Origin of the sequence: Arthrobacter ruber (assembly GCF_002954225.1) — a bacterium.
GTDB classification, from domain to species: domain Bacteria; phylum Actinomycetota; class Actinomycetes; order Actinomycetales; family Micrococcaceae; genus Arthrobacter_D; species Arthrobacter_D ruber.
Window position 1 is genome coordinate 100,886 of record NZ_PPTH01000011.1, and the last position, 26,155, is coordinate 127,040.

General features: G+C 71.4%; 21 protein-coding genes. 6 read left to right on the plus strand and 15 right to left on the minus strand.

Annotated elements, in window-relative coordinates; all coding sequences use genetic code 11:
* Nucleotides 1-9: 9 nt before the first annotated feature.
* From CI785_RS02410 to dut, 3 genes are all read right to left on the minus strand, one after another.
* Complete coding sequence (locus CI785_RS02410; protein WP_240614957.1) at nt 10-429, minus strand: hypothetical protein; 420 nt, start codon at nt 427-429, stop codon at nt 10-12.
* Nucleotides 430-434: 5 nt separating this feature from the next.
* The gene (locus tag CI785_RS02415) at nt 435-1,265 is read right to left on the minus strand and encodes a DUF3710 domain-containing protein (protein WP_105030497.1); all 831 of its coding nucleotides are present in this window, start codon (nt 1,263-1,265) and stop codon (nt 435-437) included.
* A gap of 74 nt (nt 1,266-1,339) precedes the next feature.
* A complete protein-coding gene (gene dut, locus CI785_RS02420) occupies nt 1,340-1,840 on the minus strand; it encodes a dUTP diphosphatase (protein WP_240614958.1) in 501 nt (166 codons plus the stop codon).
* Nucleotides 1,841-1,956: 116 nt separating this feature from the next.
* Between dut and CI785_RS02425 the strand changes: the two genes are divergently transcribed.
* Complete coding sequence (locus CI785_RS02425) at nt 1,957-2,433, plus strand: DUF3093 domain-containing protein (RefSeq protein WP_105030499.1); 477 nt, start codon at nt 1,957-1,959, stop codon at nt 2,431-2,433.
* Nucleotides 2,434-2,445: 12 nt separating this feature from the next.
* On the opposite strand, the gene CI785_RS02430 is transcribed toward CI785_RS02425, so the two are convergent.
* On the minus strand, nt 2,446-2,790 hold the full coding sequence (locus CI785_RS02430) for a DUF4193 family protein (RefSeq protein WP_240614959.1): 345 nt from the start codon (nt 2,788-2,790) through the stop codon (nt 2,446-2,448).
* A gap of 188 nt (nt 2,791-2,978) precedes the next feature.
* On the opposite strand from CI785_RS02430, the gene sepH reads away from it, so the two are divergent.
* Nucleotides 2,979-4,292, plus strand: coding sequence for a septation protein SepH (gene sepH / locus CI785_RS02435; protein ID WP_105030500.1), 1,314 nt, complete (start codon nt 2,979-2,981; stop codon nt 4,290-4,292).
* Here the strand turns inward: sepH and CI785_RS16940 are convergent.
* The 5 genes from CI785_RS16940 to CI785_RS02455 are packed head-to-tail and all read right to left on the minus strand — an operon-like array spanning nt 4,289 to nt 10,053.
* On the minus strand, nt 4,289-4,483 hold the full coding sequence (locus CI785_RS16940; RefSeq protein ID WP_157940131.1) for a hypothetical protein: 195 nt from the start codon (nt 4,481-4,483) through the stop codon (nt 4,289-4,291). The genes sepH and CI785_RS16940 overlap by 4 nt on opposite strands.
* Complete coding sequence (locus CI785_RS02440; protein ID WP_105030501.1) at nt 4,480-5,307, minus strand: thymidine kinase; 828 nt, start codon at nt 5,305-5,307, stop codon at nt 4,480-4,482. Before CI785_RS02440 ends, CI785_RS16940 begins: the two co-directional genes overlap by 4 nt.
* Nucleotides 5,300-6,499 (minus strand): alkaline phosphatase family protein, encoded by a 1,200-nt coding sequence (locus CI785_RS02445; RefSeq protein WP_420808205.1) that lies wholly within the window; start codon nt 6,497-6,499, stop codon nt 5,300-5,302. The genes CI785_RS02440 and CI785_RS02445 overlap by 8 nt, the downstream gene beginning before the upstream one ends.
* A gap of 2 nt (nt 6,500-6,501) precedes the next feature.
* On the minus strand, nt 6,502-7,179 hold the full coding sequence (locus CI785_RS02450; protein ID WP_105030502.1) for a DUF5998 family protein: 678 nt from the start codon (nt 7,177-7,179) through the stop codon (nt 6,502-6,504).
* A 48-nt stretch (nt 7,180-7,227) separates the two neighbouring features.
* Complete coding sequence (locus CI785_RS02455; protein ID WP_105030503.1) at nt 7,228-10,053, minus strand: bifunctional acetate--CoA ligase family protein/GNAT family N-acetyltransferase; 2,826 nt, start codon at nt 10,051-10,053, stop codon at nt 7,228-7,230.
* Nucleotides 10,054-10,166: 113 nt separating this feature from the next.
* Between CI785_RS02455 and CI785_RS02460 the strand changes: the two genes are divergently transcribed.
* Entirely contained in the window at nt 10,167-12,797 is a 2,631-nt protein-coding gene (locus CI785_RS02460; RefSeq protein WP_105030504.1) for a DNA gyrase/topoisomerase IV subunit A, read from the plus strand.
* 44 nt (nt 12,798-12,841) lie between these two features.
* Here the strand turns inward: CI785_RS02460 and CI785_RS02465 are convergent, their stop codons facing one another.
* From CI785_RS02465 to CI785_RS02480, 4 genes are all read right to left on the minus strand, one after another.
* On the minus strand, nt 12,842-13,894 hold the full coding sequence (locus CI785_RS02465) for a GNAT family N-acetyltransferase (RefSeq protein ID WP_240614960.1): 1,053 nt from the start codon (nt 13,892-13,894) through the stop codon (nt 12,842-12,844).
* Between the two features lie 41 nt (nt 13,895-13,935).
* Nucleotides 13,936-17,568, minus strand: a complete 3,633-nt coding sequence (gene cydC / locus CI785_RS02470) for a thiol reductant ABC exporter subunit CydC (RefSeq protein ID WP_105030505.1) — start codon at nt 17,566-17,568, stop codon at nt 13,936-13,938.
* On the minus strand, nt 17,565-18,587 hold the full coding sequence (gene cydB, locus CI785_RS02475) for a cytochrome d ubiquinol oxidase subunit II (RefSeq protein ID WP_105030506.1): 1,023 nt from the start codon (nt 18,585-18,587) through the stop codon (nt 17,565-17,567). Before cydB ends, cydC begins: the two co-directional genes overlap by 4 nt.
* 147 nt (nt 18,588-18,734) lie before the next feature.
* The gene (locus CI785_RS02480; RefSeq protein WP_105030507.1) at nt 18,735-20,309 is read right to left on the minus strand and encodes a cytochrome ubiquinol oxidase subunit I; all 1,575 of its coding nucleotides are present in this window, start codon (nt 20,307-20,309) and stop codon (nt 18,735-18,737) included.
* Nucleotides 20,310-20,531: 222 nt separating this feature from the next.
* Between CI785_RS02480 and CI785_RS02485 the strand changes: the two genes are divergently transcribed.
* Together CI785_RS02485 and CI785_RS02490 are read left to right on the plus strand one after the other, a co-directional pair.
* On the plus strand, nt 20,532-20,900 hold the full coding sequence (locus CI785_RS02485) for a BlaI/MecI/CopY family transcriptional regulator (protein ID WP_105030508.1): 369 nt from the start codon (nt 20,532-20,534) through the stop codon (nt 20,898-20,900).
* A 7-nt stretch (nt 20,901-20,907) separates the two neighbouring features.
* Nucleotides 20,908-21,903: a M56 family metallopeptidase gene (locus CI785_RS02490; protein WP_105030509.1), complete on the plus strand. Its 996-nt coding sequence runs from the start codon at nt 20,908-20,910 to the stop codon at nt 21,901-21,903.
* Nucleotides 21,904-22,010: 107 nt separating this feature from the next.
* Here CI785_RS02490 and CI785_RS02495 read toward each other — a convergent pair whose 3' ends face one another.
* A complete protein-coding gene (locus CI785_RS02495; protein ID WP_105030510.1) occupies nt 22,011-24,119 on the minus strand; it encodes a DNA gyrase/topoisomerase IV subunit B in 2,109 nt (702 codons plus the stop codon).
* Nucleotides 24,120-24,374: 255 nt separating this feature from the next.
* Here CI785_RS02495 and CI785_RS02500 point away from each other — a divergent pair, with 255 nt between their 5' ends.
* Entirely contained in the window at nt 24,375-24,596 is a 222-nt protein-coding gene (locus CI785_RS02500) for a DUF7455 domain-containing protein (RefSeq protein ID WP_105030511.1), read from the plus strand.
* 241 nt (nt 24,597-24,837) lie between these two features.
* On the opposite strand, the gene CI785_RS02505 is transcribed toward CI785_RS02500, so the two are convergent.
* On the minus strand, nt 24,838-26,043 hold the full coding sequence (locus CI785_RS02505; RefSeq protein ID WP_105030512.1) for an RNA polymerase sigma factor: 1,206 nt from the start codon (nt 26,041-26,043) through the stop codon (nt 24,838-24,840).
* Nucleotides 26,044-26,155: the final 112 nt, after the last annotated feature.

Here is a 26,155-nt window from a genome sequence, read left to right on the forward strand (position 1 = left end):
GTTGCTCATTCAGTACTCCTCGGGACGTCCGATGATCTCGTAGCGCGGGTTGTACACGGTGGGGGTGCCCCCGACGCGGCTCAACATCCCCTCGAACCGCAGCGCGACACCGGCCTCGATGCCGGGGACGCGCCGCTGACCCATCCACATGAGCCGCACGTCCTCCTGCGTGCCGTTCCACTCGATCCTCGCGAGGACGGCGAACGACGGCGGGGCCGTGACGGGGGCGATGGTGATCCTGGCGACGACACCGCGTGCCTTGATCCTGCCGCGCTGCGGCAGGGGTGCAGGAGCGCCGAACGCCGCCGGGCCCGCGGCGTCCTGCCCGGAGGTGGCCGCGCGGCGGGGGCTCGCCTGCGATGCGGGTACGGAGCGGCCCGCCGGGCCCTGGGGATCGGCGGGACCGGGGGCGTACTGCCGCGCGGTCATGGGCTCTAGCGGGTCTCGGTGATCTCGGGACCGCGCTCGAGAGGGTTCAGGTCCGGGCGCGCGGGGGCGGGGGCTGCGGGAGGGCCGGCTGCGGCGTCCTTCGGCAGCTTGAGCGGCAGCAGCTCGCGTGGCGGGAGGGGGTGCTCGCCGCGCACCACCACGACGCTGCGGAAGAGCGCCTCGATGGGCGCTGCGGCGTTCTGGTCGAGCGCTGCGGGACCGCCGAACACACCGCGGAGGAACCAGCGCGGACCGTTGACACCGACGAAGCGGGCCACGCGGTAGCCCGCCTGGCCGTCCGGGGTCTGCGCGGGAAGTTTCGCCAGCAGCTCGGTCCCGAGGCGTCCGGGCCGCTCCTCCACGGTGCCGCCCTGCGCGCCCACCGAGGCGCCGATCTGCTCCCGGATCTCGTCCCAGAGTCCTTCGGTCTTCGGGGCGGCGAAGGCCTGCAGCTGCAGCGTCGAGCCGCCGAGGTCCAGTGTCACGGCGATGACACGCTTGCTGCGCTCCTCGACTTCGAGGCGGAGCTGCAGGCCCTCGGCCGCGTTGATCCGCAGGGCGCCCAGGTCGATGTATCCGCTCGCCGTGTCCTGCTCCGCGGCGTCGAACGGTCCGAGCGTGCCCCGGGCGTAGTCGGCGCTGGAGACGTGGCCGGCGGGCACGCGGGGGACATCGGCGCCGGGCCGGCCCTCCGTGCTCCCGGTGGCGTCCCCGGCGCCCGCGGTCGCCGTCGTGTCCCCGGCATCCGGAGCCTCCGCGGCGTCGGCCGGCGCGTCCTGCATCGGGGACGCGTCGGCGTCGTCCTGCTTCTTCTTCCTGGGGCGCCCAAAAGCCATGTCCGGGGTCCTTTCCTGATTACGTGGTCGGGGAGGTGTGTCGTGGGGCGTGCTGCGTGGCCCGCAGGGCGGGTTCAGCCGCCCTCGGGGATGCCGACGGCCGTCAGCGTGGCGTCGGGTGTCGTGAATCCGCCGGTCGAGCCGAATCCACCCGTGCCGCGGACGCTCGCCGGCAGCTCGTGCACCACGGAGAAGCGGGCGTGTTCGACGCGCTGGATGACCAGCTGCGCGATGCGGTCGCCGCGCGTGAGGCGGACGGTCTCGCTGGGGTCGGTGTTGAGGAGGCAGACCTTGATCTCTCCGCGATAGCCGGCGTCGATGGTGCCGGGGGCGTTGACGATGGTCACTCCGTGTCGCGCGGCGAGACCGGAGCGCGGGTGGACGAGGCCCACGTAGCCGGTGGGCAGCGCCATCGCCACACCCGTGGGGACCAGCTCACGCGCGCCCGGCGCCAGCACGACGTCGACGGCGGTCCGGAGGTCCGCGCCCGCGTCGCCGTCCGTGGCATAAGCGGGGGGCTCCAAGCCGTCGTCGAGCATCAAGATCTGGACCGGGAGGTCCTGCTGTGTACCCATTGACCGCATCTCCCACGCAAGCTATCCGGTTACCAGCCCCCCACTTTAGCGCCTTTGCCTCGGCGTCGGCGGCGGCCCGGGATGAGTCAGCGGACAAATGGTGGAATGCTGGTGTCATGTCCAGCGCGCCAGGGGAAGCCCCCCGGAACACCCCCGACCAGGCCGTCCTCTACGAGGAGCGCCTGTGGCCGTCCCCGTGGATCTGGCTGATCGCCGCGGGCTTCTCCTCGGCCACGATCGTGATGTTCGCGCCCATCTCGGCGGAGGTCGGCTTCGGCGCCGCAGCCGTCACCGCGATCATCGTGTTCACGCTGCTCATCCTGTCGACACCGCGCATCACGGTCACCGCGACCACCCTGACCGTGGGCCGCGCGAGCATCGAGCGGGCCTATCTCGGGGCGGTGGACTGGTTCACCGGCGACGACGCCACCTACCAGCGCGGTCCGGGCCTGAACGGCCTCGCCTACCTCTGCATCCGGGGATGGATCTCCCCCGTGGTGCGTATCGAGGTCACGGACCCGGCGGACCGCACGCCCTACTGGCTCGCGTCCTCGCGCAACCCGGAGCGTCTCGTCGCCGCGCTCGCCCGCTGACGCACCTCGCGCTCAGCCCTCGCAGTCCATGCAGTAGAGCTTCCCGCCCCGGTCCAGGGCGATCTGCGAGCGGTGGCGCACGAGGAAGCACGATGCGCAGGTGAACTCGTCGGCCTGCGCTGCGAGGATCTGCACCGAGATCTCCTCGCTGGAGAGGTCGGCTCCGGGCAGGTCGAACGAGTCGGCGGCCTCGATCTCGTCCTCGTCGACCGGCGGCGTCATCAGCGCCGTCGCCGAAGCCGTCATCGGGCCGGACCCGGGCGCGGTCCGCCGGACCCCGTGCTGCCGGAGGTGCCCCGGGTCGCGGGATGCTCCGTCGTCGCCCGCTGCGTGCTGTGCCTGGTGTTCCATCGCCATACCTGCCTCTTTCCCCCGTCATCGACCCCCGCCCTCCGGACGGGTTCCATCGGAATCGCATAACGCGGAAACCGCCGGATTTGTGCCCGCCGCCGCTGCGACGTGCGCCACGCCTTCGCGCGTAGTAGGAATGGCCGCCATTCAATGGCACAGTTTCCCCTAGGAATTATTGTCGGCTGGAGGATTCGATGCAGGAGTTACGCCTGGTGGGTGTGGATGGCGAACATCTGCTGTTGAGCGGCGAGGAGGGCACGTCCTACCGGCTGCCCATCGACGACGCGCTGCGCACCGCGAGCACCTCCGGAGCCTCGCCGGCCCCCGCGCCGCCGCAGGCCGCTCCCCGCCAGAAGCCTGCCAAGGCCCCGGTCCCCCTGACGCCCCGCGACATCCAGGCGCGCATCCGCGCAGGTGCGACGGCGGAGCAGGTCGCCGCCGAGTCCGGGCTCGAACTGTCCCACGTGCAGCGGTACGAGGGCCCGGTCCGCGCCGAGCGCGACTACGTGGCGTACCTCGCGCAGCGCGTCGAGGTCGCGACCCCCCTGCCGAGCCACGACGGCTACCGCTCCGCCTTCGGCGACAACCCCGCCCTGCTCGGGGACATGGTGGCGTTCCGGGTGCGCAGCTACGGGATGGACCCGGCGTCGCTCGAGTGGGATTCCTGGCGGCGCCAGGACGGCTCGTGGCACGTCGAGGCGTCCTTCGACCTGCCCGACGGTTCGACGGTGGACCTCGGGGAGGAGCCCCCCGCGCAGTGGACGTACAACCCGACCCGGAAGACGGTCGCCAACGGCAACCGGTGGGCGCAGGTGCTCAGCGAACTGGAGCCGCTCGACGGCCCGCTGCCCTCCCGCCGGCTCAGCGCCGTCGCGGACCGCGTCTTCGACTTCGAGGCGGAGGCCGAGGAGGCCCCCGAGACCCTGCCGGCGGATCAGGACGGCCTGCTGGACGTGCTCCGCTCACGGCGCGGCCAGCGCCTCGGAGCCGACGAGGACGGCGATGACGCCCTCGCCGAGCTCCTGAGCCGTGGCGGTATCCCCGCCGCCCACCCCAGGAACGCCGAGGGTACCGACGACGAGCAGGAGGACGAGGACGTCCCCGTGCCCGGTCTCTCGCTGGCGCCCCGCACGGCGGACGGCGACGACGTCCTGGGCGCGGCGCAGGACGCCACGCTCCACGAGGACGGCACCCCGAGACTCTACGACGGCGTCAGCACCGAGACCCGGGAGATCAGCATCTTCGCGCAGCCCGCGCGCCGACTGCAGCCGCCCGCTCCGGAGACGCAGGACCCCGGCGCTCCGGCAGCGGGAAGGGCATCCGGTCGCGGCGCGGCCGCGGCGGCCTCCGACGACTCCGGGCAGGACACGGGCGGGGACGCGGCCAAGGAGGCGGCGAAGGACACGGCGAAGACCGGCACCGAGGCGCCGGCGGAGCGCCGGCCCAAGCCCAAGCGGTCGAGCGTCCCGAGCTGGGACGACATCGTCTTCGGACGCAAGGGCGACTAGCGGCGCCCGGTCCTGCGGGGAGGTCGGTGTCCGCCGTCGCGGCCACGGGCGACGGCGGCTCCCAGTGCCACCCCTGCTAGCGCCCAGAAGGCTCCGGCCCCCACACCCGCCAGGACGATCCAGAACGGAACCCTCAGGGGGTCTTGGTCGCTCCGCTCTGCGGCTTCGGCATCCATGTGCGTGTGCGTCATCGTCGGAGTCTGCCGGATCCCTGCTTCGATTCGAAGGGCAGCGGCATCTCGTTGGAGTAGAGCGACGGCGACGTCCTGGAGGTCTGCCGGCGCATGTGGTGCCGTCGGCACAGCGTCTCGTAACCGACCACCGGTTCGCGGCGGGTATCGGTGAGCGGTTCCCGGCGGTGGTCGGGCGCCCGGCCGGGTCCGGTGTCGGGCACCGGTTCGAGCACGGCGTCCAGGACCGGCTCCCGCACCCGCTCGGGCGCGGCATCGAGCGCGGACCCGAGCACCGCATCGGGGTCACCGGGCTGGTCGACGTCCCCGACCACCATCTGGTCGCCTTCGACGACCATGACGCCGTCCACCGTCCGGGCGTTGTGGGTGGCCCGCTTGCCGCACCAGCACAGGGCCTCGACCTGCAGGACCTGCACGCGGTCCGCGAGCTCGATGAGGCGCTGCGACCCGGGGAACAGCCTGGTGCGGAAGTCCGAGGTGATGCCGAAACTGAAGACGTCGATGTCCATCTCGTCCACGACGCGCGCCAGCTGGTCGATCTGGTCGGTCGTGTAGAACTGGGCCTCGTCGCAGATGATGTAGTCGATCCGGGCCCCCATGGTCTGCCGGACGATCAGTTCCACCCAGAAGTCGGTGTCCGGGAACACCTCGACGGCGGACACCTGCAGTCCCAGGCGGCTCGAGATCGTCGACTCCCCGGCGCGGTCGTGGGAGCTGAACAGCAGCCCCTTCCGCCCGCGGGCCTTGTGGTTGTGGTCCATCTGCAGGGCGAGGGTGGATTTCCCGCAGTCCATGGTGCCCGAGAAGAACAGGAGCTCAGCCACGTCCGGCCCCCCTGCCGCTCCGGCGCCTGGGACCGGCGGGCTTGTTCAGCGTCAGCAGCGGGATGTCGCGCTCGGCCCGGGTGAGGGAGCCGTGCTGCCCCACCATCTCGAACGCGCCGGCCTGGACGCGCCGTCCGTCGATGAGGGCGATCGGCTCGCGCGCCAGGACGAGGATGTCCCCGATGCGGGGCAGGACGGCGTCGTCCACGGTTCCGAAGTAACCCTGGGCCACGGCTTCCTCCCGCGTGAGGATCCAGGCACGGGAACCGAACGCCTCGTGCCAGCGCGCGGCCAGCGCGTCGCGGCCTTCCGCGGGGACACCGGGGTCGAGGTAGAGGTGGAGCATGCGCGGTTCGCCGGCCGTGTGGGCGACGCCCTCCAGCAGGTCCTCGCGTTCCGAGTAGTCGATGCGCCCCGACGGCGGGACGTCCACCATGCCGTGGTCCGCCGTCAGCAGCAGCAGGGTGTCCGGCGGCACCCTGCGGGCCAGGAGCTTCAGGGCGGCGTCGAGGTCCTCCAGGGCGCGCACCCACTCCGGGGAGTCGATCCCGTACCGGTGACCGGCCTTGTCGAGATCGTTGACGTAGAAGTACATGAGCATCATGGGCGTCTTCGCCAGGTGCTCCGCGGCGGCATCGATCCGCGCGTGGATGGTGCCTGCGCCGACGAAGGTGGCGCCGCGCAGGGCCGCCCGCGTCATCGGCGAGTCCTCGAAGCGCGGCTGGCTGACCGTGACCACCGGCAGGTGCGCGGACACCCGCTCGAAGACCGTGGGGTGCGGCTGCCACGTGAGGGGATCGACGCCGGCGTCCCAGTGGCCGAGCATGTTGACGACGCGGTCCTGAGCGGGATCGAGGACGTCGTACCCCACCATCCCGTGCTGTCCGGGCGCCAGTCCGGTGCCGACGCTGGCCAGCGATGCCGCCGTCGTGGAGGGGAACGCGGAGGAGAGGATGCGGGCGGAGTCGAGGCTCTCGCGCAGGAAGGGCGCGTGTGCCGCGTACTTCCGCAGCAGCGACATGCCGAGGCCGTCCACCATGACGATGGCGATCCGGCGGGAGGCCGGCAGCGCCAGGGCGTTGTGGAAGCCGTCGACGCCGAGCGCCGCGGCTGCGCTGGGCATCACCTCGGCGACCGTGGAGGCACCGTAGAGGGGCGGAGCCGGGAGGGGCTCCTTGTGCGGGAGGGCCACCGCTACTGCTGGTGGTGGGCCCGGTTGAACCGTCCGCCGAAGCCCGGCTGGCGCCGGGTCGTCGCCTCGGGTGCGCCGATGTACCCGCCGATCGCGGGGCTCGCCGTGTTGGCCTTGCGCAGCGCCCGGGCGAACGCCTTCGCGTTCTGCACCGCCTGCGCGCCGTCGGCCTCGGCGCTGACGCGGAGCACGATGTCCTCCTGCGCCACGGTGCCGGTAAGGCCGTGGTCGGCGTCGCACTGGGGGTCGCCGCAGCTGGCGGGGCCGATGTCGAGGCGCTGGCCGCCGGACCAGGCGATCGCGAGCGTCATCTCGCGGACGGGGTCGCTGGGCTTGTAGTCCTGCGGCTGGGCGTAGAGGTAGCTGAGCACCACCGAGCGGATCTGGCTGACGGGGACGGATTCGGTGGAGATCTGCGCCATGACCTGCTCGCCCGCGTCGTCGAGCTGCTGGTCGTCCACGTGCGTGATGACGAGCATGTCCTCCGTGAGCACGAGCACCGTGATGTGCCGGTGCACCTCGGTGCGCTCGAAGTGCGTCTCGAGATGCGCGACGTGGGACAGCGGCTCGCGCCCGTCGAGGGCGTCGTGGACGACGTCGGCCACGAGGCGTGGGTAGAAGCCGGCCCGCTCGAGCGATGCATCGAGGTCACGCCACTGGGCGGAAAGCGATGGGGTCATGCCCCCAGTTTCCCCCACCGGCCCGTGTTGCGCCTAACCCGCGACGCGTCAGTCGCGCATGGCGCGGCGGGCGCTGTCCGTTCGCCGCTGGGGGTTCCCGACGTCGATCACCGCGCTGAGCACGGTGAGGCCCGACGACGCGACGAGCACGGGGTTGAACTCGAGCCGCGCGATCTCGGGATGATGGTCCTTCAGCAGCGCCACGCGGGCCACGAGGTCCTCCACGGCCGCGACGTCCGCCGGCGGCAGGCCCTGGTAGCCGAAGAGCTTGCGGGACGCGCGTGGCGCCCGGACGAGGTCTGCGATGTCCCCCGTGCTCAGCGGCGGGACGGCGTGGGCCCAGTCGTCGAGGAGGTTGACGGAGTCTCCCGCGAGGCCGAAGGACAGCACCGGGCCGAGAAGCGGGTCCTCGATGGCCCGGATGCTGCACGCCTGGCCGGAGGGGGCCATCGACTGCACCTCCATGCCGAAGCTGCCGAAGGGCGCGAGCACCTTCTCCATCCGCGTGATGTTGCGCCGCAGGGACTCGGCGTCGTCGATGTTCAGTCGCACGCCGCCGAGATCGAGGCGGTGCCTCAGATGCTCGTCCATGGTCTTCAGTGCCACCGGCCAGCCCAGGCGGCCGGCCTGCACGACGGCGTCGTCGGCGGACGAGAAACGGGCCGAGGGCAGGAGCCGGATGCCGTAGGCACCCATCAGGGCGGTGCATTCGTCCGGCGTGAGCCGCGTGAGCTCGATGTCCGCGACACGCGTCCGGATCTCCGCCAGGATCCGGGAGGCCTCGTCGGCGTCGACGCCGTCGGGGTCAAGGAACTCGCCGTGATCCCGGGCGCGCCACTGCGCGTACCTGACGACGGCGCCCAGTGCCGCGAGCGCGGCTCCCGGGCTCGGGAAGCAGGGCAGGCCGCGCTGCAGGGGCAGGACGGCGGCGGTCTCGCGTTCGGCGGTACCCGCGCCCGCCGGCGCCGCGGGTGCGCCGGCGTCGAGCGGCCCCTGGACGGTATCAACGCCGTCCTGCTCCGCATCCTGCCCGGGGTGCTGCGCGTGGGCTCGGGACAGGGTCGGCGCCGACACGAGCCCGTCGAGCTGCAGGCGGACGTCCAGGATGCCCGTGAACGAGGCGACGACCGGCTTGCCCGCCCGCTCCGCGCACTCCTGCAGGCATGCTGCGATCGCCTCCGCCGTCAGGCCTCGGGCCGGCAGGGTGGTCACGACGGCGGCGTGGACCGACTCCTCGCCCAGCGCGTCCCCCACAGCCGCGGCGAGGGCGGGCAGGGCCACGGACTGCCCGGTGTCGAGCTGCAGGCCGGTCTCCAGCCGCGCGACCGTCATGCCCTGCGAGGCGACGCCGTCCGCCACCACCTTGCCGAGCGCCGACGAGTTGCTGAACACGGCCACGCCGGTACCCTGCGGCAGGGGCTGGCTCGCGACGATCTGCGCGATGTCCATGAGCTGCTCGGTCGTCTCGACCCTCATCACCCCGGACTGGCGGAGCATCGAGTCGAGGGCGCCGGGCGGCGCCTCGGTGGTCCGGACGGCGTGGCCGGGCGGCAGCTGCAGGCCGGTCACGTCGGATTTCGCGACGATGACGGGCTTCGTCCTGGCCAGTCGGCGGGCGATGCGCGAGAACTTCCTCGGGTTGCCGATCGATTCGAAGTACAGGCCGACGGCGCGGGTGCCCGCGTCGTCCTCCCAGAACTGCATGGCGTCGTTCCCCGAGACGTCCGCGCGGTTGCCCGCCGAGATCACCGAGGACACCCCGAGCCCGCGGCGGTGGGCGCTCGCGTACAGGAGCACGCCGAGGCCCGCCGACTGGCTGAAGAGCGACAGCGCCCCCCGGCGGGGCAGGTCCGGTGCCATCGAGGCGTTCAGGCGGACCGCCGGGTCCGTGTTGACGAGGCCCAGCGAGGCGGGCCCCACCACGCGCATGCCGTGCGCCCTGGCCTTGTGCACCAGGGCGCGCTGCCGGGCGAGCCCGTCGTCGCCGTCGTCGGCGTAGCCCGCCGTCGCCACCAGCAGTCCCTTGACCCCGGCCCGCGCGCAGTCGTCCACCACCGCGTCCACCTGGTCGTGCGGCACGGCCACGACGGCGAGATCCACGGGTTCGGGGACCTCGGCCAGCGAGGCGTGGGAGATCATGCCGTGCAGCTCGAAGGCCTCCGGGTTCACCGCGTACACGCGGCCCGTGAACCCGCCGTCGGTGAGGTGTTCGAGCAGGGCGTAGCCCACGGTGCCCCACTCCCGGCTCGCGCCGATCACGGCGACCGACGACGGCGTCAGCAGCTCCTTCATGCTCCTGGCCTCCGCGCGGTGCTCGCGCGCCTCCATCACGGCCTGCGACCTCCGCGTGGGGTCGATGTCGAAGCTCAGCATCACCACGCCGTCGTCGAAGTGCCGCTCCACCTCGTACCCGGCCTCGGCGAAGACCGTGATCATCTTGCGGTTCTCGGGCAGCACCTCGGCGGAGAAGCGCCGGATGCCGTTCTCGCGGGCGGCGGCGGCCAGGTGCTCGAGCAGGATGGAGCCGACGCCGCGGCCCTGGTGGTGGTCCGAGACGTTGAAGGCGACCTCGGCCTCGTGCGGGTCGTCGAGGCGGTCGTAGCGGCCGATGCCGATGATGTCCGCGCCGCGGGTGATGACGAAGGCCACGCGGTCGCGGTGGTCCACCTCGGTGAAGCGCTTGAGCTCCTTCGCGCTGAGCTTGGCCTTGTACGTGAAGAAGCGCAGGTAGATGGAGTTCTGCGACTGGCGGACGTGGAAGGCCTGGACCGCGTCCGCGTCCAGCGGTGAGATGGGGCGCAGGTGCCCGGTCCCGCCGTCCCGCAGGACGACATCAGCCTCCCAGTATTCCGGGTATTGTCCGTCCGTCGCCATAGACTCAGGGTAGTCGGCATCGCTTCGGGCCCGGGTCGGGCCGCCGCCGGACGCGCGGAGATGCGCCGACCACCCCATCCGATCACCTGAGTTGTTGAGGAACCGCGACGCACATGGCCAGGCGCCAGAACTCCGCACCGCCGGAGGATTTCACCGAGAAGATCATCGACATCGACGTCGAAGCAGAGATGGAGGAGTCCTTCCTGGAGTACGCGTACTCCGTGATCTACTCGCGCGCCCTCCCCGATGCGCGGGACGGCCTGAAGCCGGTGCAGCGGCGCATCCTGTACATGATGACGGACATGGGCCTGCGCCCGGACCGCGGTCACGTGAAGTCCGCGCGCGTGGTCGGCGAGGTCATGGGCAAGCTGCACCCGCACGGCGACACCGCCATCTACGACGCCATGGTGCGCATGGCCCAGGACTTCTCGCTCCGGCTCCCCCTGATCGACGGGCACGGCAACTTCGGCTCCCTCGACGACGGTCCCGCCGCGCCGCGCTACACCGAGGCCCGCCTCGCGCCGTCGGCACTGGCCATGACCAGCCACCTCGACGAGGACGTCGTCGATTTCATCCCGAGCTACGACAACGAGCACACCCAGCCCGAGGTGCTGCCGGCGGCCTTCCCGAACCTGCTCGTCAACGGCGCCAGCGGGATCGCGGTCGGCATGGCCACGAACATGCCGCCGCACAACCTCGGCGAGGTCGTCGCGGCGGCCCGCCACCTCATCGCGCACCCGGATGCCTCGCTCGAGGACCTGACGCGCTTCGTCCCCGGACCGGACCTGCCGAGCGGCGGCAAGATCGTGGGCCTCGACGGCGTGCGCGATGCCTACGCGACGGGCCGCGGCTCCTTCAAGACCCGCGCCACCGTGACGGTGGAGCAGCTGTCGGCGCGGCGCACGGGCCTCGTGGTCACCGAACTGCCGTACACGGTGGGACCGGAGAAGGTGATCGAGCGCATCAAGGACGCCGTCACCGCCAAGAAGCTGCAGGGCATCTCCGACATCGTGGACCTGACGGACCGAACCCACGGCCTCCGCCTGGTGATCGAGCTGAAGAACGGCTTCAACCCGAACGCCGTGCTCGCCCAGCTCTACCGCTTCACGCCCATGGAGGACTCGTTCGGGATCAACAACGTGGCGCTCGTGGACGGGCAGCCGCGCACGCTGGGGCTCCGGGAACTCCTGCAGGTCTACGTGTCCCACCGGATCCTCGTGGTCCGACGCCGCACCTCCTACCGGCTGCGGCGCAAGCGTGACCGCCTGCACCTGGTCGAGGGTCTGCTCGTCGCGATCGTGGACATCGACGAGGTCATCCAGATCATCCGGTCCTCGGACGAGTCGGCAGCCGCCCGCGAGCGGCTCATGGCGATCTACGACCTCACCGAGATCCAGGCGAACTACATCCTCGAACTCCGCCTGCGGCAGCTCACCCGGTACTCCCGGATCGAGCTGGAGAAGGAGCAGGAGCAGCTCCGCCGGGAGATCGCCGAGCTGGAGGCCATCCTCGGATCCGAGGAACGCCTGCGCACCCTCGTGTCCGACGAGCTCGCCGAACTGGCAGAGCAGTTCGCCACACCGCGCCGGACGGTCCTGCTGGAGTCCGAGGCCGCGGCCCCGCTGAAGGGGTCCACGCTGCCCGCCCCTGCCGGCAAGGGCACCAAGGCCGTGATGCCGCTCGAGATCGCCGACGACCCCTGCTGGGTGCTGCTCTCGGCGTCCGGGCAGCTCGCCCGCACCTCCGACCGCCAGCCCCTGGGTGACGGGCAGCGGATCAAGCACGACGCCTTCCGGTCCGTGCTGCCCTCGACGGCCCGAGGAGAGGTGGCGGCCGTGACCTCCGCCGGCCGGATGATCCGCCTCCAGGTCATGGACATGCCCGCCCTGCCCCCCACCGCCGGGGTGCCGAACCTCGCGGGCGGCGTGCCGTCGTCGGAGTTCATCACGCTCGAACGCGGCGAGAGCCTCGTGGGACTGGCCCTGCTGAACGGCGTGGTGGCCCTCGGGACGTCCCAGGGCGTCGTCAAGCGCGTCCAGGCGGACCACCCGCTGAACCGCGACGACTGGGAGGTCATCGCGCTCAAGCCCAAGGACAGGGTGGTGGGTGTCGCCTCCGCCTCGGATTCCGACGATCTCGTGTTCATCACGCGCCTCGCGCAACTGCTGCGCTTCCCGGCGTCGGCGGTGCGCCCGCAGGGCAGGACGGCGGGCGGCATGGCGGGCATCAAGCTCGCCGCCGGGGACGCCGTACTGCACTTCGGCGCGGTGGCGCCCGGCGACGAGCAGGGCGTGGTGGTGACGGTCGCCGCGGCCGGGAACGCCCTGCCCGGGACCGCCGCCGGATCGGCGAAGATCACCGAGTTCTCCGAGTACCCGGTCAAGGGCCGGGCCACCGCGGGCGTGCGGGCGCACCGGTTCCTGCGCGGCGAGGACGCGCTGTCGCTGGCCTGGGCCGGGCACGGTCCGGCGCGGGCGGCGTCGGCGAACGGCGTGGCACGGGCGCTGCCCACCGAGCACGGTCGCCGTGACGGCTCGGGTGTGCCGCTCACCCAGCAGATCGACGCCGTGGGTCCGAGCCTGGCCGGGCTCATCGAGGCGTCACGCCCGGTGGTGCCGGCCGGGTCGGCGGGCCCGGCGGCATCGGACGCCTCCGTCGCCGGGGTGCGGCTCGTGGACGGATCCGCATCGGATTCTTCCGTCTCTCAGGACGGGTCCGACGACGGTCAGGGCACGCTGCTCTAGCGTCCCCACCGGCAGGCACCCGCGCCGGGCGCCCGCCACGCCGGTCAGTCAGCCTCGGCGGTGAGGGGCAGGTCGAAGACGATCACGCGCTGCGTCGGCACGTAGCCCATGCGCTCGTACAGCCCGAGAGCTCCTGAAGGGTTCTCGGTGTCGACGCCCAGACCCGCGTTGTCCATCCCGGCGGCCCGGTAGCGCTTCATCGCCTCGGCCAGGAGCGCCGGGGCCAATCCGCGGCCGCGCCAGGTCCGGCGCACACCCAGCAGGTCCGTGTACCCCTCCGCGTGGCCCAGCAGTTCCGGGGAGTCGGGGTCGAAGCTGGCCAACTGGTAGGCCGCCACCTCGCCCGTCGCCGGGTCCAGGAGCGCCAGGCTCCAGTCGGCGCGGAATTCAGGATGGGTGACGGTGAACTGCCATGACTCCTGGTCGCGCGGCTCGCTCCCCCAGTGGTCCTGGAAGGCGTCGTTGTGGGCGAGGCGGACCAGTTCCGTGATGTTCCGGTGGGCACCCTCGGCGAAGCTCAGGAGCTCCAGCTCCGGCGGAAAGGGCAGGTCGGGGATCGGCTGGTCCAGCGGCCTCGTCATCTCGGTGAAGTACCGCACGATGGTGCTCCCGCTCGCCCTGAGCAGGGCCAAGTGCGACGGATTGCGTTCCTCGACGTAGTTCCTGAAGGTCCCCTCCGCCTGGCCGGTCTCGCGCAGACGCTCGCGTGCCCGCAGCACCTGCCAGGCGAGGACGGCCCGCCCGATGCCCCGTCCGCGCCACTCCGGGTCCACACCGCCGCCACCGTGGACGAGCGAGGACCCCGTGTTCATCGACAGGCGGCCGAAGGCGCGGGGCGTACCGTCCCCGTCGAACCCTGCGACGGTGTCGCGGCGCGGGTCGTTCTTGGAGGCCCGCAGTGCCTGCTCGAGGTCGGCGCGCTGCTCCACCCAGTCCGGCTCGTCGACGGCCGCGATGCGGCGGACCAGCGCGAGCCAGCCGTCGATGTCGGCGTAGGTGAGCGGACGCCACTGCAGCATCCCGGGCAGCGTCGGGGCCTCGGGTGCTGCAGCGCTCCCGGTGTCGGGATGCTGCCCGGGCGTGTCGGAGGTACTCATGATCCCAGCGTATGGCAGGGCGGGTCCGCCCGTGCGGAGCGTTACGCGCAGGAGGGGATGGCGGCCCGCAGCTCGACCACGTCGTCGCACAGCATCGCCTCATCGGCGTCGTGCGTCACTAGCAGGACCGCCGTGCCGGTCAGTCCGCGCCGCAGGTCCTCGAGCAGTGAGCGGGCGCCCTCGGCGTCGAGGTGCGCGGTGGGCTCGTCGAGGAGGAGGACGCCGGAGCGTGTCAGCAGTGCTCGCGCGACGGCGAGCCGCTGCCGCTGCCCGCCGGACAGCCGCGATCCCCCGGCACCGACCTGCGCGTCCAGGCCGTCCTCGAGACCGGACACCAGCGGCGTGAGTCCCACCGCGCGCAGGGCACCCTCGAGCTCGTCGTCGGTCGCAGCATCCCCGGCGGATCGCGCGAGCTGCAGGTTGGAACGCAGACTCGAGTTGAACAGGTGGCTCTCCTGCGGGCACCAGGCGACGAACGGCGCCGCCCCGTCGGGGACCTGCATGCCGTCCGCGAGCAGCCGTCCCTGCTCGAGCGGCAGGAACCCTGCCAGGGCTCCGATCAGGGTGGACTTCCCGCTGCCGGACGGGCCGGTGAGGGCCGTCCAGGTCCCCGGGGCGAGGTGCAGGTCCACGTCGGTGACCACCGGCCGGCCGGGTTCGTACCCTACTCCTGCGCCTTCCAGGTCCAGCCGCCTCACCGGTACCAGGGCCGGTCCGTCACCGTCGGCCACGGGGGCATCCCCGTCCTGCGGCGGCACGAGCACCGGGAGGATGCGGCGGGCGACGGCGGACAGCGGGCCCCAGTGCTGCACGGCCGATGCACCGGCGACGAAGGGCTCGACCAGCGCGAGCTGCATGAGCACGAGCACCGCCGTCGTGTCCACGGGCAGGGCGGCCGAGTGCACGAGGATGCCGAGCGACGCGGTGCAGCACGCGGCGATGATCAGCGCGGTCGCTGCTCCCGCGGCGGCTGCCGACCGGCGTGCGGCAGCCGATGCCGCACGGTCCAGGCGGCGCGTCGACTCCAGTGCGGCCCGGTGCGCTCCGTTCACCCGGAGGTCGGGCGCTGCCGCCAGCAGGCCGGTGACCCGCGCGAGGGCATCCGCGCGTACCTGCACGGCCGCGGCTCCCGCCGCCCGCTCGCGGAGCACGGCCACGACGGGAGCGACGACGACGGCCACGCCGACCGCCAGAGCCTGCCAGCCCAGGGATGCGGGGTGCAGGACGGCGGTCGTGACGAGTGCCGCGAGTCCGGTGAGCACCGCCGTGAGGAACGGCAGCAGGGCCCTGGACGAGAGGTCCCGCAGTTCGTCGATGTCGCCGACGAGCCGCTCGACGCCGCCGGACCCGCGGGCCAGGGTCCGCCACGAGGACCCCGATCGGAGGAGCCCGGTCCACAGGCGCAGGCGTGTGTCGTCGGCCCGGTGGAACACGGCGCGGTGCAGCCAGAGGCGTTCCTCGTAGCGCAGGAGGGACCGCCCGATCCCGAAGAACCGGACACCGACGATGGCGGTGAGCAGGTACAGGATCGGCGGCTGCTCGGCGGCGCGCACGATCAGCCAGCCGCTCAGGGCAGTGAGTGCGACGGCGAAGACCGAGGCGCCGAGACCGAGCGCCGCCGCGGCCGCGAAACGACGGTCCCAGGGCCGCACGAGGGCGAGGACGTCGCGCCCCGACCGGAGGAGGGAGACCTCCCGGGTCGGTCGTGCAGGGCTCTCCTTCCCCGGCGCGGTGTCACCGGGTACGGGAGCGGGCCGGGCGGCGGGCGGCGCGGTGCACGGCGCCACCTGTCGTCCGGCAGCGTGCCGTGCGGTGTCCGGTGCGCCGGTGTGCGGTCCGGTCGCGTCCGATGAGGCCGCGTGCGGTCCGGCGAGCACGCGGGCGTGCGTGAGAGCGCGCTGAGCACGGAGAGCCACTGATCGGTATCCCGCAGTGGGGACACCGACCGGGGCGAGCGCGTCGACCCGCTGCGCGTCGAGGCGTACCTCGACGGTCGCGATGGCTGCCGTCTCGTCGTCGTGCGCGATCAGCAGGACCGTGAGCCCCGGCCGGCGCGCCTCGATGGCCGAGCGGATGGCACGCGACGCGTCCGGGTCCACGTGGGCCGTCGGTTCGTCGAGCAGCAGCAGGCCGACCGACGGATCCTGCGCCCTCGACAGTGCGCGGGCGACGGCGACACGCCGCAGCTCCCCCGGGCTCAACTGCCCGGTGTGCCGGTCGGCCAGTCCTGCGGCGCCGACGGCGTCGAGCTGGTGGTCGATGGCAGGGGCGTCCTCGTCGAGTCCGCCGTACAGGGCCAGCTCCGCGCGGACCGTCTCCATCAGGAGCTCCGGATGCTGCGGCACCCACGCGACGCCCTCCGGCAGGCCCGTGATGCGTCCTTCCGTCCGGAGCCCGGCCGGGACCGCCGCTCCCCCGGCCAGCACGCGCATGAGCGTCGATTTGCCCGACCCGCTGGGGCCGCGGAGGGCCACGACCGAGCCCTGCTCGACGACGAACGAGACGTCCGCGAGGACCGGCTCGAGCAGGCCGTCGTAGCGCGCGGTCAGCCCCTCGATCCGGAGGTCGCCGCCCGCTCGGGCAGCGACCACCGCTCGGGCAGCCTCCGGGTCGGGAACGGCGCCGGCCGGATCCTCCATGGGCGGGACGAGGGCGGCCGGACCCGCCGCAGGAGCCTCGATGACCGCACGCACACGCGCTCCGGCTTCCTCGCCGTCCTCGCTGGCGTGGTGCGCGGCGCCGACGTCGCGGAGCGGGCCGTAGCACTCCGGTGCCAGGATCAGCGCGATCAGGGCCGTCTCCAGCCCCAGGTCGCCGTGGATCAGGCGGACCCCGGCGAACACCGCGACGACGGCCACCGAGATGGTACTGATGAGTTCGAGGGCGAGGGAGGAGAGGAACACCGTGCGCAGCGTCGTCATGGTGCGGGAGGTGTACGCACCGGCGATGTCACGCAGCGCCCGCGTCTGCTCCGCCGCACGCCCGAGGCCCACGAGGACCGGGAGCCCCCGGGCGAGCTCGAGGAGGTGGTCGGACAGGCGTCCCAGCGCCGCGGCCGCCTGCTGCGTGCGCTCCTGCGTGTGCAGGCCGATCAGGGCCATGAACACGGGCACCAGCGGCACCGTGAGGACGATGATGAGGGCGCTGACCCAATCGGCCGCGAGGACCCGCACGCCGACGAGCAGCGGCACCACGGCGCACGTGATCAGTGCGGGCAGATACTGCGTGTAGTACTTGTCGAGGCCGTCGATACCGCGGGTGAGCAGCACCGCGAGGGACCCCTGGCCGCTGCCGGGTGCGGCCGCGGACGTGGTGCCTCCGTCGTCGAGCACGCGCAGCAGCGCGGCCTCCCGCAGCCGCTCCTTCACGCCGACGGCGAGGCGCGCGGCGGTGGCGTCCTGACCCCAGCCGGCGACGGTACGCAGGACCGCGCCGAGGACGCCCTGGAGCAGGACCGCGCGGACGTCCAGCGACCCTGCCGCGAGAGAGGCGATACCCAGGGCGAGTGCCTGGGCCATGAGCACGAGTCCTCCGGCGCGGGCTGCGGCGAGCACCCCGAGGAGATACACGGCCGACGTCGACCCTGCGGCCCCGGCCGGTCCGCCCGATGTCAGCACGGCCAGGGGGCTGCGACGGGACGCCGCGGGGTCGGGTGTCCCGCCGGCGGCGCTCACAGGGCCACCACGGGGTGTGCCTTGGGGATGCTCGCCTCGGACACGCGCCGCCGGAAGACCCAGTACGTCCACGCCTGGTACGCGAGCACGAGCGGCAGGCCGAAGCACGCGACGATGCTCATCAGGCCGAGCGTGTAGGGCGAGGACGAGGCGTTCTGGACCGTCAGGTGGAAAGCGCCGTCCAGGGTCGAGGGCAGCACGACCGGGAACACCGCAGTGAAGATCGACCCGACGAGCGCGAGCATCCCGACGCCGAGGGCGGCGAACGCGCGGCCGTCCCGGCCGCCGGCTGCGGACCGGTAGGACGCCGCGAGTGCCGCGACGGCGAGGACCACGGCGAGCCAGGTGAGGGTCGATCCCGAGTCCACCTGCACGAGGAGCGCCCACCCCAGGAACGGGAGCATCGCGACGGGCAGGAGCCGGCGGAACAGGCGCTCCGCCTGGCCCCGCACACCGCCCTCGGTCTTCAGCGCGATGAACGCGGCGGCATGGACGAGGCAGAACAGCACGACGGCGGCGGCCCCGAGGAGCGCCGGTGCCGTGGCCCACGCGAGGGCGCCTCCCACGCGATTGCCGTCGGCGTCGAGCGGCAGTCCCGTCGTCGTCAGTGCCAGGGCCGCGCCGATCCCGGCCGCCGCGGTGAAGGACCCGACGGCGATGGCCCAGTCCCACCGGGTGCGCCATGCGTCGCTGTCGCGCTTGCCGCGCCACTCGAAGGCGACGGCGCGGAAGATCAGGCCGAGCAGCACGAGGAGGAAGGGCAGGTAGAGCGCCGACAGCAGTGAGGCGTACCAGTGCGGGAAGGCGGCGAACATGGCACCGACGGCCGTGACGAGCCACACCTCGTTGCCGTCCCAGACCGGGCCGACCGTGTTGAGCAGCACGCGCCGCTGGGTGTCGTTGCGGGCCATGAGCTTCATGAGCATGCCCACGCCCAGATCGAACCCCTCGAGGAAGAGGTAACCGGCCCACAGCACGGCGATCAGGACGAACCAGAGCGTAGGCAGGGCCTCGGTCATCGTGGAGCCTTCCAGTCGTTCGGGATCGGGGAATCAGGGCGTGACGGCGGCGCGGTCTTGCGGCCGATGGCCGGACCGGTGGCCAGGCCCGCCACCGGTCTGCCGGCCGGGTCCGCCGTGCCGCGTGCGCCGGGGCCGGCCGCCGGGTCAGTAGGCGAAGGCGAGGACATCGCCGTCGTCCTTCCCGCCGGCGCCAGGAGCGGAGTCGTCGTCGGAATGCGCCAGCTCCGGCATCGCGGAGGCGGTGCCACCGCGGACGTAGGTGAACAAGAGCTTCACCTCGACCACGAGCAGGACGGCGTACACGGTGGTCAGGGCCACGAGCGAGAGAATCAGCTCGGCGACGGTGACGCCGGGTGAGACGGCCGCGGCAGTGAACATGAAGACGCTGTCGACGCCCGAGAAATCGGGATTGGGTGCGACGACGAACGGCTGACGGCCCATCTCGGTGAAGATCCAGCCCGCCGCGTTGGCACCGAAGGGTGCGAGGATCCCGAACACCGCGAGGCGCATGAGCCAACGGGACTCCGGGACCGTCCCCCTGCGGAGGACCCAGAGGGCCGCCCCTGCCGCAGCCGCGGCGATCGCGCCGAAGCCGATCATGATGCGGAACCCCCAGTAGGTGACCTCCATGACGGGTAGGTAGTCGATCTCCGTGCCGGCGCGCTCGCCGTACATCGCATCATCCGGGAGCGTGGTGCCGTACTTCTCCTGGTACTCGGGTAGGAGGGTGTTCACGCCCTTGACCTCGGTGGTGAAGTCGCCGTTGGCGAGGAAGGAGAGCACGCCGGGGACCTCGATGACCGCTGTGATGTCGTCGCAGCTCTGCGCGCCGAGGTTGCCGACGGACAGGATGGAAAATCCGGTGCCGTCGTGGCAGGCGGCCTCGGCGGCCGCCATCTTCATGGGCTGCTGGTCGAACATCAGCTTGCCCTGCAGGTCACCCGTGATGCCCGTGCCGGCGAATGCGATCATGGCGACGACGGCGCCGGCCCGCGCGGAGCGGAGCCAGACCCGGTGGTCCACGGCGTCGCGGGCGCCGGCCGGATCACCGACGGTGAGGGTGCCGTCCGCTGCGAGGATGTCGAGGCCGTCGTGGCGCCGCCGCCACAGGTGGTACCAGCTGATACCGAGGAGGAACGCACCGGCCACCGCGAGGGCACCGAAGAGCGTGTGCGGGAAGGCGACGAGGGCGGTGTTGTTGGTGAAGACCGCCCAGGCGTCCACCATCACGGGCCTGCCGTCCACCATCTCGACGCCCACGGGGTGCTGCATCCAGGAGTTGGCGACGAGGATGAAGTAGGCGGAGAAGACCGAGGCGAGGACGGCGGCCCAGAGGGACAGCAGGTGGATCAGCCGAGGAAGGCGGTTCCAGCCGAAGATCCAGAGACCGAGGAAGGTCGACTCGACGAAGAAGGCCAGGAGTGCCTCCATCGCCAGGGGCGCCCCGAAGACGTCCCCGACGAAGCGGCTGTACTCGCTCCAGGCCATGCCGAACTGGAACTCCTGCACGAGGCCGGTGGCCACGCCCATGATGAAGTTGATGAGGAACAGCTTCCCCCAGAACTTCGTCATGCGGAGGTAGTGCTCCTTGCCCGTGCGGTGCCAGGCGGTCTGCATCAGCGCGACCAGGAGACCGAGCCCGATGGTGAGCGGAACCATGAGGAAGTGGTAGACGGTGGTGATCCCGAACTGCCACCTGGCAATCTCCAGAGCTTCCATCAGACCCTTTCAGCTGTGCCGTCCAGCGACGGGAGCAAACTTCTACAAGCGGTAGAAAACTTTCTTCTACACATCGTAGAATAAACGCAGGATCTTTTCTACGTGGAGTAGAAATGTTCGCCCAGAGGCGGTAGGTTGGATAAACCACCCTTGGTGGCTCCCTCCGGGGAGCGGGCCGGGATCCGCGGCGGATCGCGGTCGTGCATTGATCGAAGGAAGAACATGGCAACACTCGGAGACCTCGAACGCACAGTGATGGACCTGCTGTGGGCAACGCCGGAAGCGATGACCGCCAACCGGCTCCGGGACGCGATCGCCGAGGCGCCCTCGGGTGAAGTCGGCCGCGAGCTCGCCGTCACCACCGTCCTCACGGTGCTGTCACGCCTCGAGAAGAAGGGCCTGGTGGAGCGGGAGCGCGACAGCCGCCCGCACCGCTACAGGTCCGTCACGAGCCGCGAGGACCACACGGCGGAACTCATGCACGAAGTGCTCGTCACGGCACCCGACCGCGAAGCCGTCCTCGCGCGATTCATCGGCAGCGTCACCGCGTCCGAGGCCGAGACCCTCCGTAAGTTGCTCGGCGGCAGCTGACCCACCGGTGTTCTGGGCCTCCTACCTGCTCGCGGCACTCGCGATCATCCTCGCGTGGCCCGCTCCCATCGCGCTCTCCCGCGCCGCGTGGCCTGCCCGGGCGCCGTTCACCGCAATGGTGCTGTGGCAGTCGATCGCGCTCGCCGGCGGGCTGTCCATGATCGGGGCGATGCTCGTCTGGGGCCTCGAGCCGCTCGGTGACAACCTCGTCTCCGCCTCGGCCGGCTTCTTCAGCATCCTGTTCGACGACGACTCCGCCCAGACCCTCGGCGTGATCCACGTCTTCGCCATCAGTGCCGCGACCCTGCTGTTCGGCCACCTCGTCTTCACCCTGGCACTGACGTTCGTGCGCATCCGGCGGCAGCGCAGCCGTCACCGGGACATGCTCAACCTGCTGAGCTCCCCCGCCGCCGACCAGCCGGCAACACTGGTGATCAGCCACCCCGCGCCCGTCGCATACTGCCTGCCCGGCGGCGCGCGCTCCGTGACCGTCATGTCGGACGGACTCATGGACCTCCTGAGTCGCGCGGAGCTCGACGCCGTCCTGACCCACGAGAACGCACATCTCCATCAGCGCCACCACCTGCTGCTGTGGGCCTTCGCCGCATGGCGCGCGGCGCTGCCGTGGCTCCCCACCTCCCAGCTGGCCCAGCGTTCGGTCAGCGAACTGATCGAGATGCTGGCCGACGACGAGGCCCTGCGCCACGTGGACGAACCCACGCTCGTCCGTGCCATCGCCATCGTGGGGTCCGGCGCCCTCCCGTCACCGGCCGACGCACTGGACGACCCCCTGGGCGAGGAGGGCCGGAGTGGGCCGGTGCCCGGGGCGTCCGACGTCTCCGGCGGCGCCGCCGATGCCCGGTCCACGGCGCACAGGCTCCGACGGCTGCTCACTCCCCTGCCGCCGCTGAACCGGATCCAGCAGGGCCTGGCCCTGTCCACCGCCGGGATGCTGCTGGTGGTTCCGCCCGTGCTGCTGGTCGCCCCCGAGCTCCTGGGCTGAACGCAGCACCGGCGCTACCCATAGCACCCCGACGCTCCGGCGCTTCCGCCCCCATGGTGCCCGGTGCCGGCGGAGGATGCGTCGGCCGGCCGGCCTCGCCCGATCCGTCAGGCGTCGATGCGGTCGCGGTCCAGCGATGCTGCCCCGGCGACGATGAAGTCCTTCCGCGGCGCGACGTCGCTGCCCATCAGGAGGTTGAAGACGCGCTCGGCCGATTCGGCCTCCTGGATGCGGACGCGCCGCAGCGTCCTGTGCCGCGGATCCATGGTGGTCTCCGCCAGCTGGTCCGCGTCCATCTCACCGAGTCCCTTGTAGCGCTGGATCGGGGACTTGTGCCGTCTGCCCTTCTTCTCGAGGATCGAGAGCAGACGCGTCAGCTCCGCCTCGGAGTACGTGTACATCATCTCGTTGGCCTTCGAGCCGCCGTTGATGACCTCGACGCGATGCAGGGGTGGCACGGCGGCGTAGACCCTGCCGGCCTCGACCAGCGGGCGCATGTACCGAAAGAACAGCGTCAGGAGCAGCGTGCGGATGTGCGCACCGTCGACGTCGGCGTCGGTCATCAGGATGACCTTCCCGTACCGGCGCGCGTCCAGCTGGAAGCTCCGCCCCGAGCCGGCCCCGATGACCTGGATCAGGGCGGCGCACTCCGCGTTGGACAGCATGTCACCCACGGATGCCTTCTGCACGTTGAGGATCTTCCCCCGGATCGGCAGGAGTGCCTGGTAGTCGGAGGACCGCGCGTTCTTGGCGGTGCCCAGGGCGCTGTCGCCCTCGACGATGAACAGCTCGGAGCGCTCCGGGTCGTCGATGCGGCAGTCGGCGAGCTTGGCCGGCATGGTCGAGGTCTCGAGGGCGTTCTTGCGCCGCTGCGTCTCCTTGTGCACACGTGCCGAGATGCGGGACTTCATCTCGGCGACGACCTTCTCCAGCAGGAGTGCCGACTGGGCCTTGTCGTTGCGCGCCGAGGACGACAGGCGTGCCTGCAGCTCCTTCTCGACGACCCTCGCCACGATGGCCTTGACGGCGGAGGTGCCGAGGATCTCCTTGGTCTGTCCCTCGAACTGCGGCTCGGCGAGGCGCACCGTGAGCACGGCCGTCAGTCCCGCGAAGACGTCGTCCTTCTCGATCTTGTCGCTGCCCGCCTTCAGCTTGCGCGCATTCGCCTCGATCACCTTGCGGAAGGTCTTGAGCAGCGCCTGCTCGAACCCGCTCTGGTGCGTCCCGCCCTTCGGGGTCGCGATGATGTTGACGTAGCTGCGGACCGTCGTCTCGTAGCCGATCCCCCAGCGCAGGGCGATGTCGACGTCGCAGTCGCGCTCGACCTCCGCCATCCGGCTGTGGCCGCGCTCGTCCAGCACGGGCACCGACTCCTTGAAGCGGCCCGAGCCCTGGAAGCGCCATACGTCCGTGACGGCCGCATCCAGCGCGAGGAACTCGGCGTATTCCGAGATGCCGCCGTCGTGCTGGAAGACCTCCTCCACGGGCCCCGACTCGCCCGGCGTGCCGGGGAGCTTCCGTTCGTCGCGGAGCACGATGCGGAGGCCCGGGACGAGGAAGGAGGTCTGTCGCGCGCGGGTCTGCAGCTCCTCGTACGAGAAGGCGGCGTCGGGCGTGAAGATCTGGCGGTCCGCCCAGTAACGGATGCGCGTCCCGGTCACGCCCCGCTTGGTGGTGCCTGCGATCTCGAGGCGGGAACCGTCGAGGAAGGGCTCGAAGGACGAGGTGGGCGACGGCGTCCTGCCGTCGTCGAAGATGCCGGGTTCGCCGCGGCGGAACGACATGGCATAGGTCTTGCCGCCACGGTCCACGAAGACGTCGAGTCGGGACGACAGCGCGTTGACGACGCTCGCCCCCACGCCGTGGAGGCCGCCGGAGGCGGTGTAGGAGCCGCCGCCGAACTTGCCGCCGGCGTGCAGCTTGGTGAACACCACCTCCACCCCGGTCAGGCCCGTCTTGGGCTCGATGTCGACGGGGATACCGCGGCCGTCGTCGTGGATCTCCACCGAGCCGTCCGCGTGCAGGATCACGGTGATGCTCTGGCCGTGACCGGCAAGGGCTTCGTCCACCGAGTTGTCGATGATCTCCCAGAGGCAGTGCATGAGGCCGCGGGAGTCCGTGGACCCGATGTACATGCCGGGACGCTTGCGCACCGCCTCAAGGCCCTCGAGGACCGAGAGGTGCCGGGCGGTGTAGTCCGAGGTGGGGGGTGTCACGGTGGGGCTGTCTCCTTGGCGGAACGGGCGCGGTCCAGGACAGGCGTCAGGCGGGTGTCTTCCGGGGGGACCGTGTAGCTCCAGTTTATTACCCGGGACCGACACCGCCCGGCAGGCGCGTCCCGACGGGCTCGCCGCGGGCTCCGAGTGTGACCCATACCCCTGGTACGCCCGGAGCGAAAGGAGGCCCAGCCTGCGAAGGGGCTGCGACGAATAGTGGTTATATGAGTAGACGATCCACATGAGGAGACATTCATGACCACTGCAGTAGCAACTCGCGAACTCACTGCCCTGGACCGCTGTGACCGATGCGGCGCCCAGGCCTACGTGCGGGCCGTCCTCCAGTCCTCCGGTGGAGAGCTTCTTTTCTGCGGCCACCACGCGCGCGCCGTCGAAGCGAACCTGAAGCCGCTCACCTCGGAGTGGCAGGACGAGACGCAGCGGCTCCACGAGAAGCCGGCCGTCGCAGGCGACTGATTCCGCCAGGACTCGCACCACCCACAGACACAGGCGCCCCGTGTACAGGCGCTGACAGCACAAGGACGGGCCCCCTCCTCGGAGGGGGCCCTCCTGCGTTCCGGGACCGTCCGGGCTGCGGCGGCCCCGCGCTGCTCCCGAATCACGTTCCTCGCGGCAGCCCCGCCGTCCGGGAACGACACAGGGCCCCTCCCGAAGGAAGGGGCCCTGTGCGGGTAGCTGCTGGTCTCCGGAGTCCTGATCAGTCCAGGTAGTCGCGCAACACCTGGGAGCGCGAGGGGTGGCGCAGCTTGGACATGGTCTTCGATTCGATCTGACGGATCCTCTCGCGGGTCACGCCGTAGACCTTGCCGATCTCGTCCAGCGTCTTCGGCTGTCCGTCGGTCAGTCCGAAGCGCATGGCGACGACGCCCGCCTCGCGCTCCGACAGGGTGTCGAGCACCGAGTGGAGCTGCTCCTGCAGCAGCGTGAAGCTCACGGCGTCGGCGGGTACGACCGCCTCGGAGTCCTCGATCAGGTCACCGAACTCGGAGTCGCCGTCCTCACCCAGGGGCGTGTGCAGCGAGATGGGCTCGCGGCCGTACTTCTGGACCTCGACGACCTTCTCCGGCGTCATGTCGAGTTCGAGGGCGAGCTCCTCGGGGGTGGGCTCGCGGCCGAGGTCCTGCAGCATCTGGCGCTGCACGCGGGCGAGCTTGTTGATGACCTCCACCATGTGCACGGGGATGCGGATGGTGCGTGCCTGGTCCGCCATGGCGCGCGTGATGGCCTGGCGGATCCACCACGTGGCATAGGTGGAGAACTTGAAGCCCTTGGTGTAGTCGAACTTCTCGACCGCGCGGATGAGGCCGAGGTTGCCTTCCTGGATCAGGTCGAGGAAGAGCATGCCGCGCCCGGTGTAGCGCTTGGCGAGGGAGACCACGAGGCGGAGGTTCGCTTCGAGGAGGTGGTTCTTGGCCCGCTTGCCGTCGTGGATGACGAACTCGAGCTCGCGCTTGAGCTTCGGGTCCATGTCCGGGTCGGCGGCGATCTTCTCCTCGGCGAAGAGGCCGGCCTCGATGCGCAGGGCCAGGTCCACTTCCTGCTCGGCATTGAGGAGGGCGACCTTGCCGATCTGCTTGAGGTAGTCCTTGACGGGGTCGGCGGTGGCGCCCGCGGATACCACCTGCTGGGCGGGGGCGTCGTCGTCGTCGGCATCGGAGTAGACGAAGCCGGTGGTCGTGGCGACCTCGGCGGCCTCGGGCTTCAGGTCCTCGGGATCGACGTCGACGGCGGCATCCGTCACGTCAAGGGTGTCCACCGAACCCTGGGCATCGGAGGTCGAGGCCTTCGCGGCCGCAGCGGAGGAAGCAGCCTTCGTGGCGGGCTTCTTGGCCGCTACCCGGCGCTTGGTCGTGGTGGTACCGGCGTCTGTCGACGCCTGTGCTGCTGTCTTCTTGACCGGCACAGAAAACCTTTCATACGGCGGTGTGTGGTGCCATCAGAGGGACAACACCACTATGACCCTGTCAAGTCCGCGCTGGTTATCAGACAGTTCCGGCGAGGCCAGGTCCCATGGG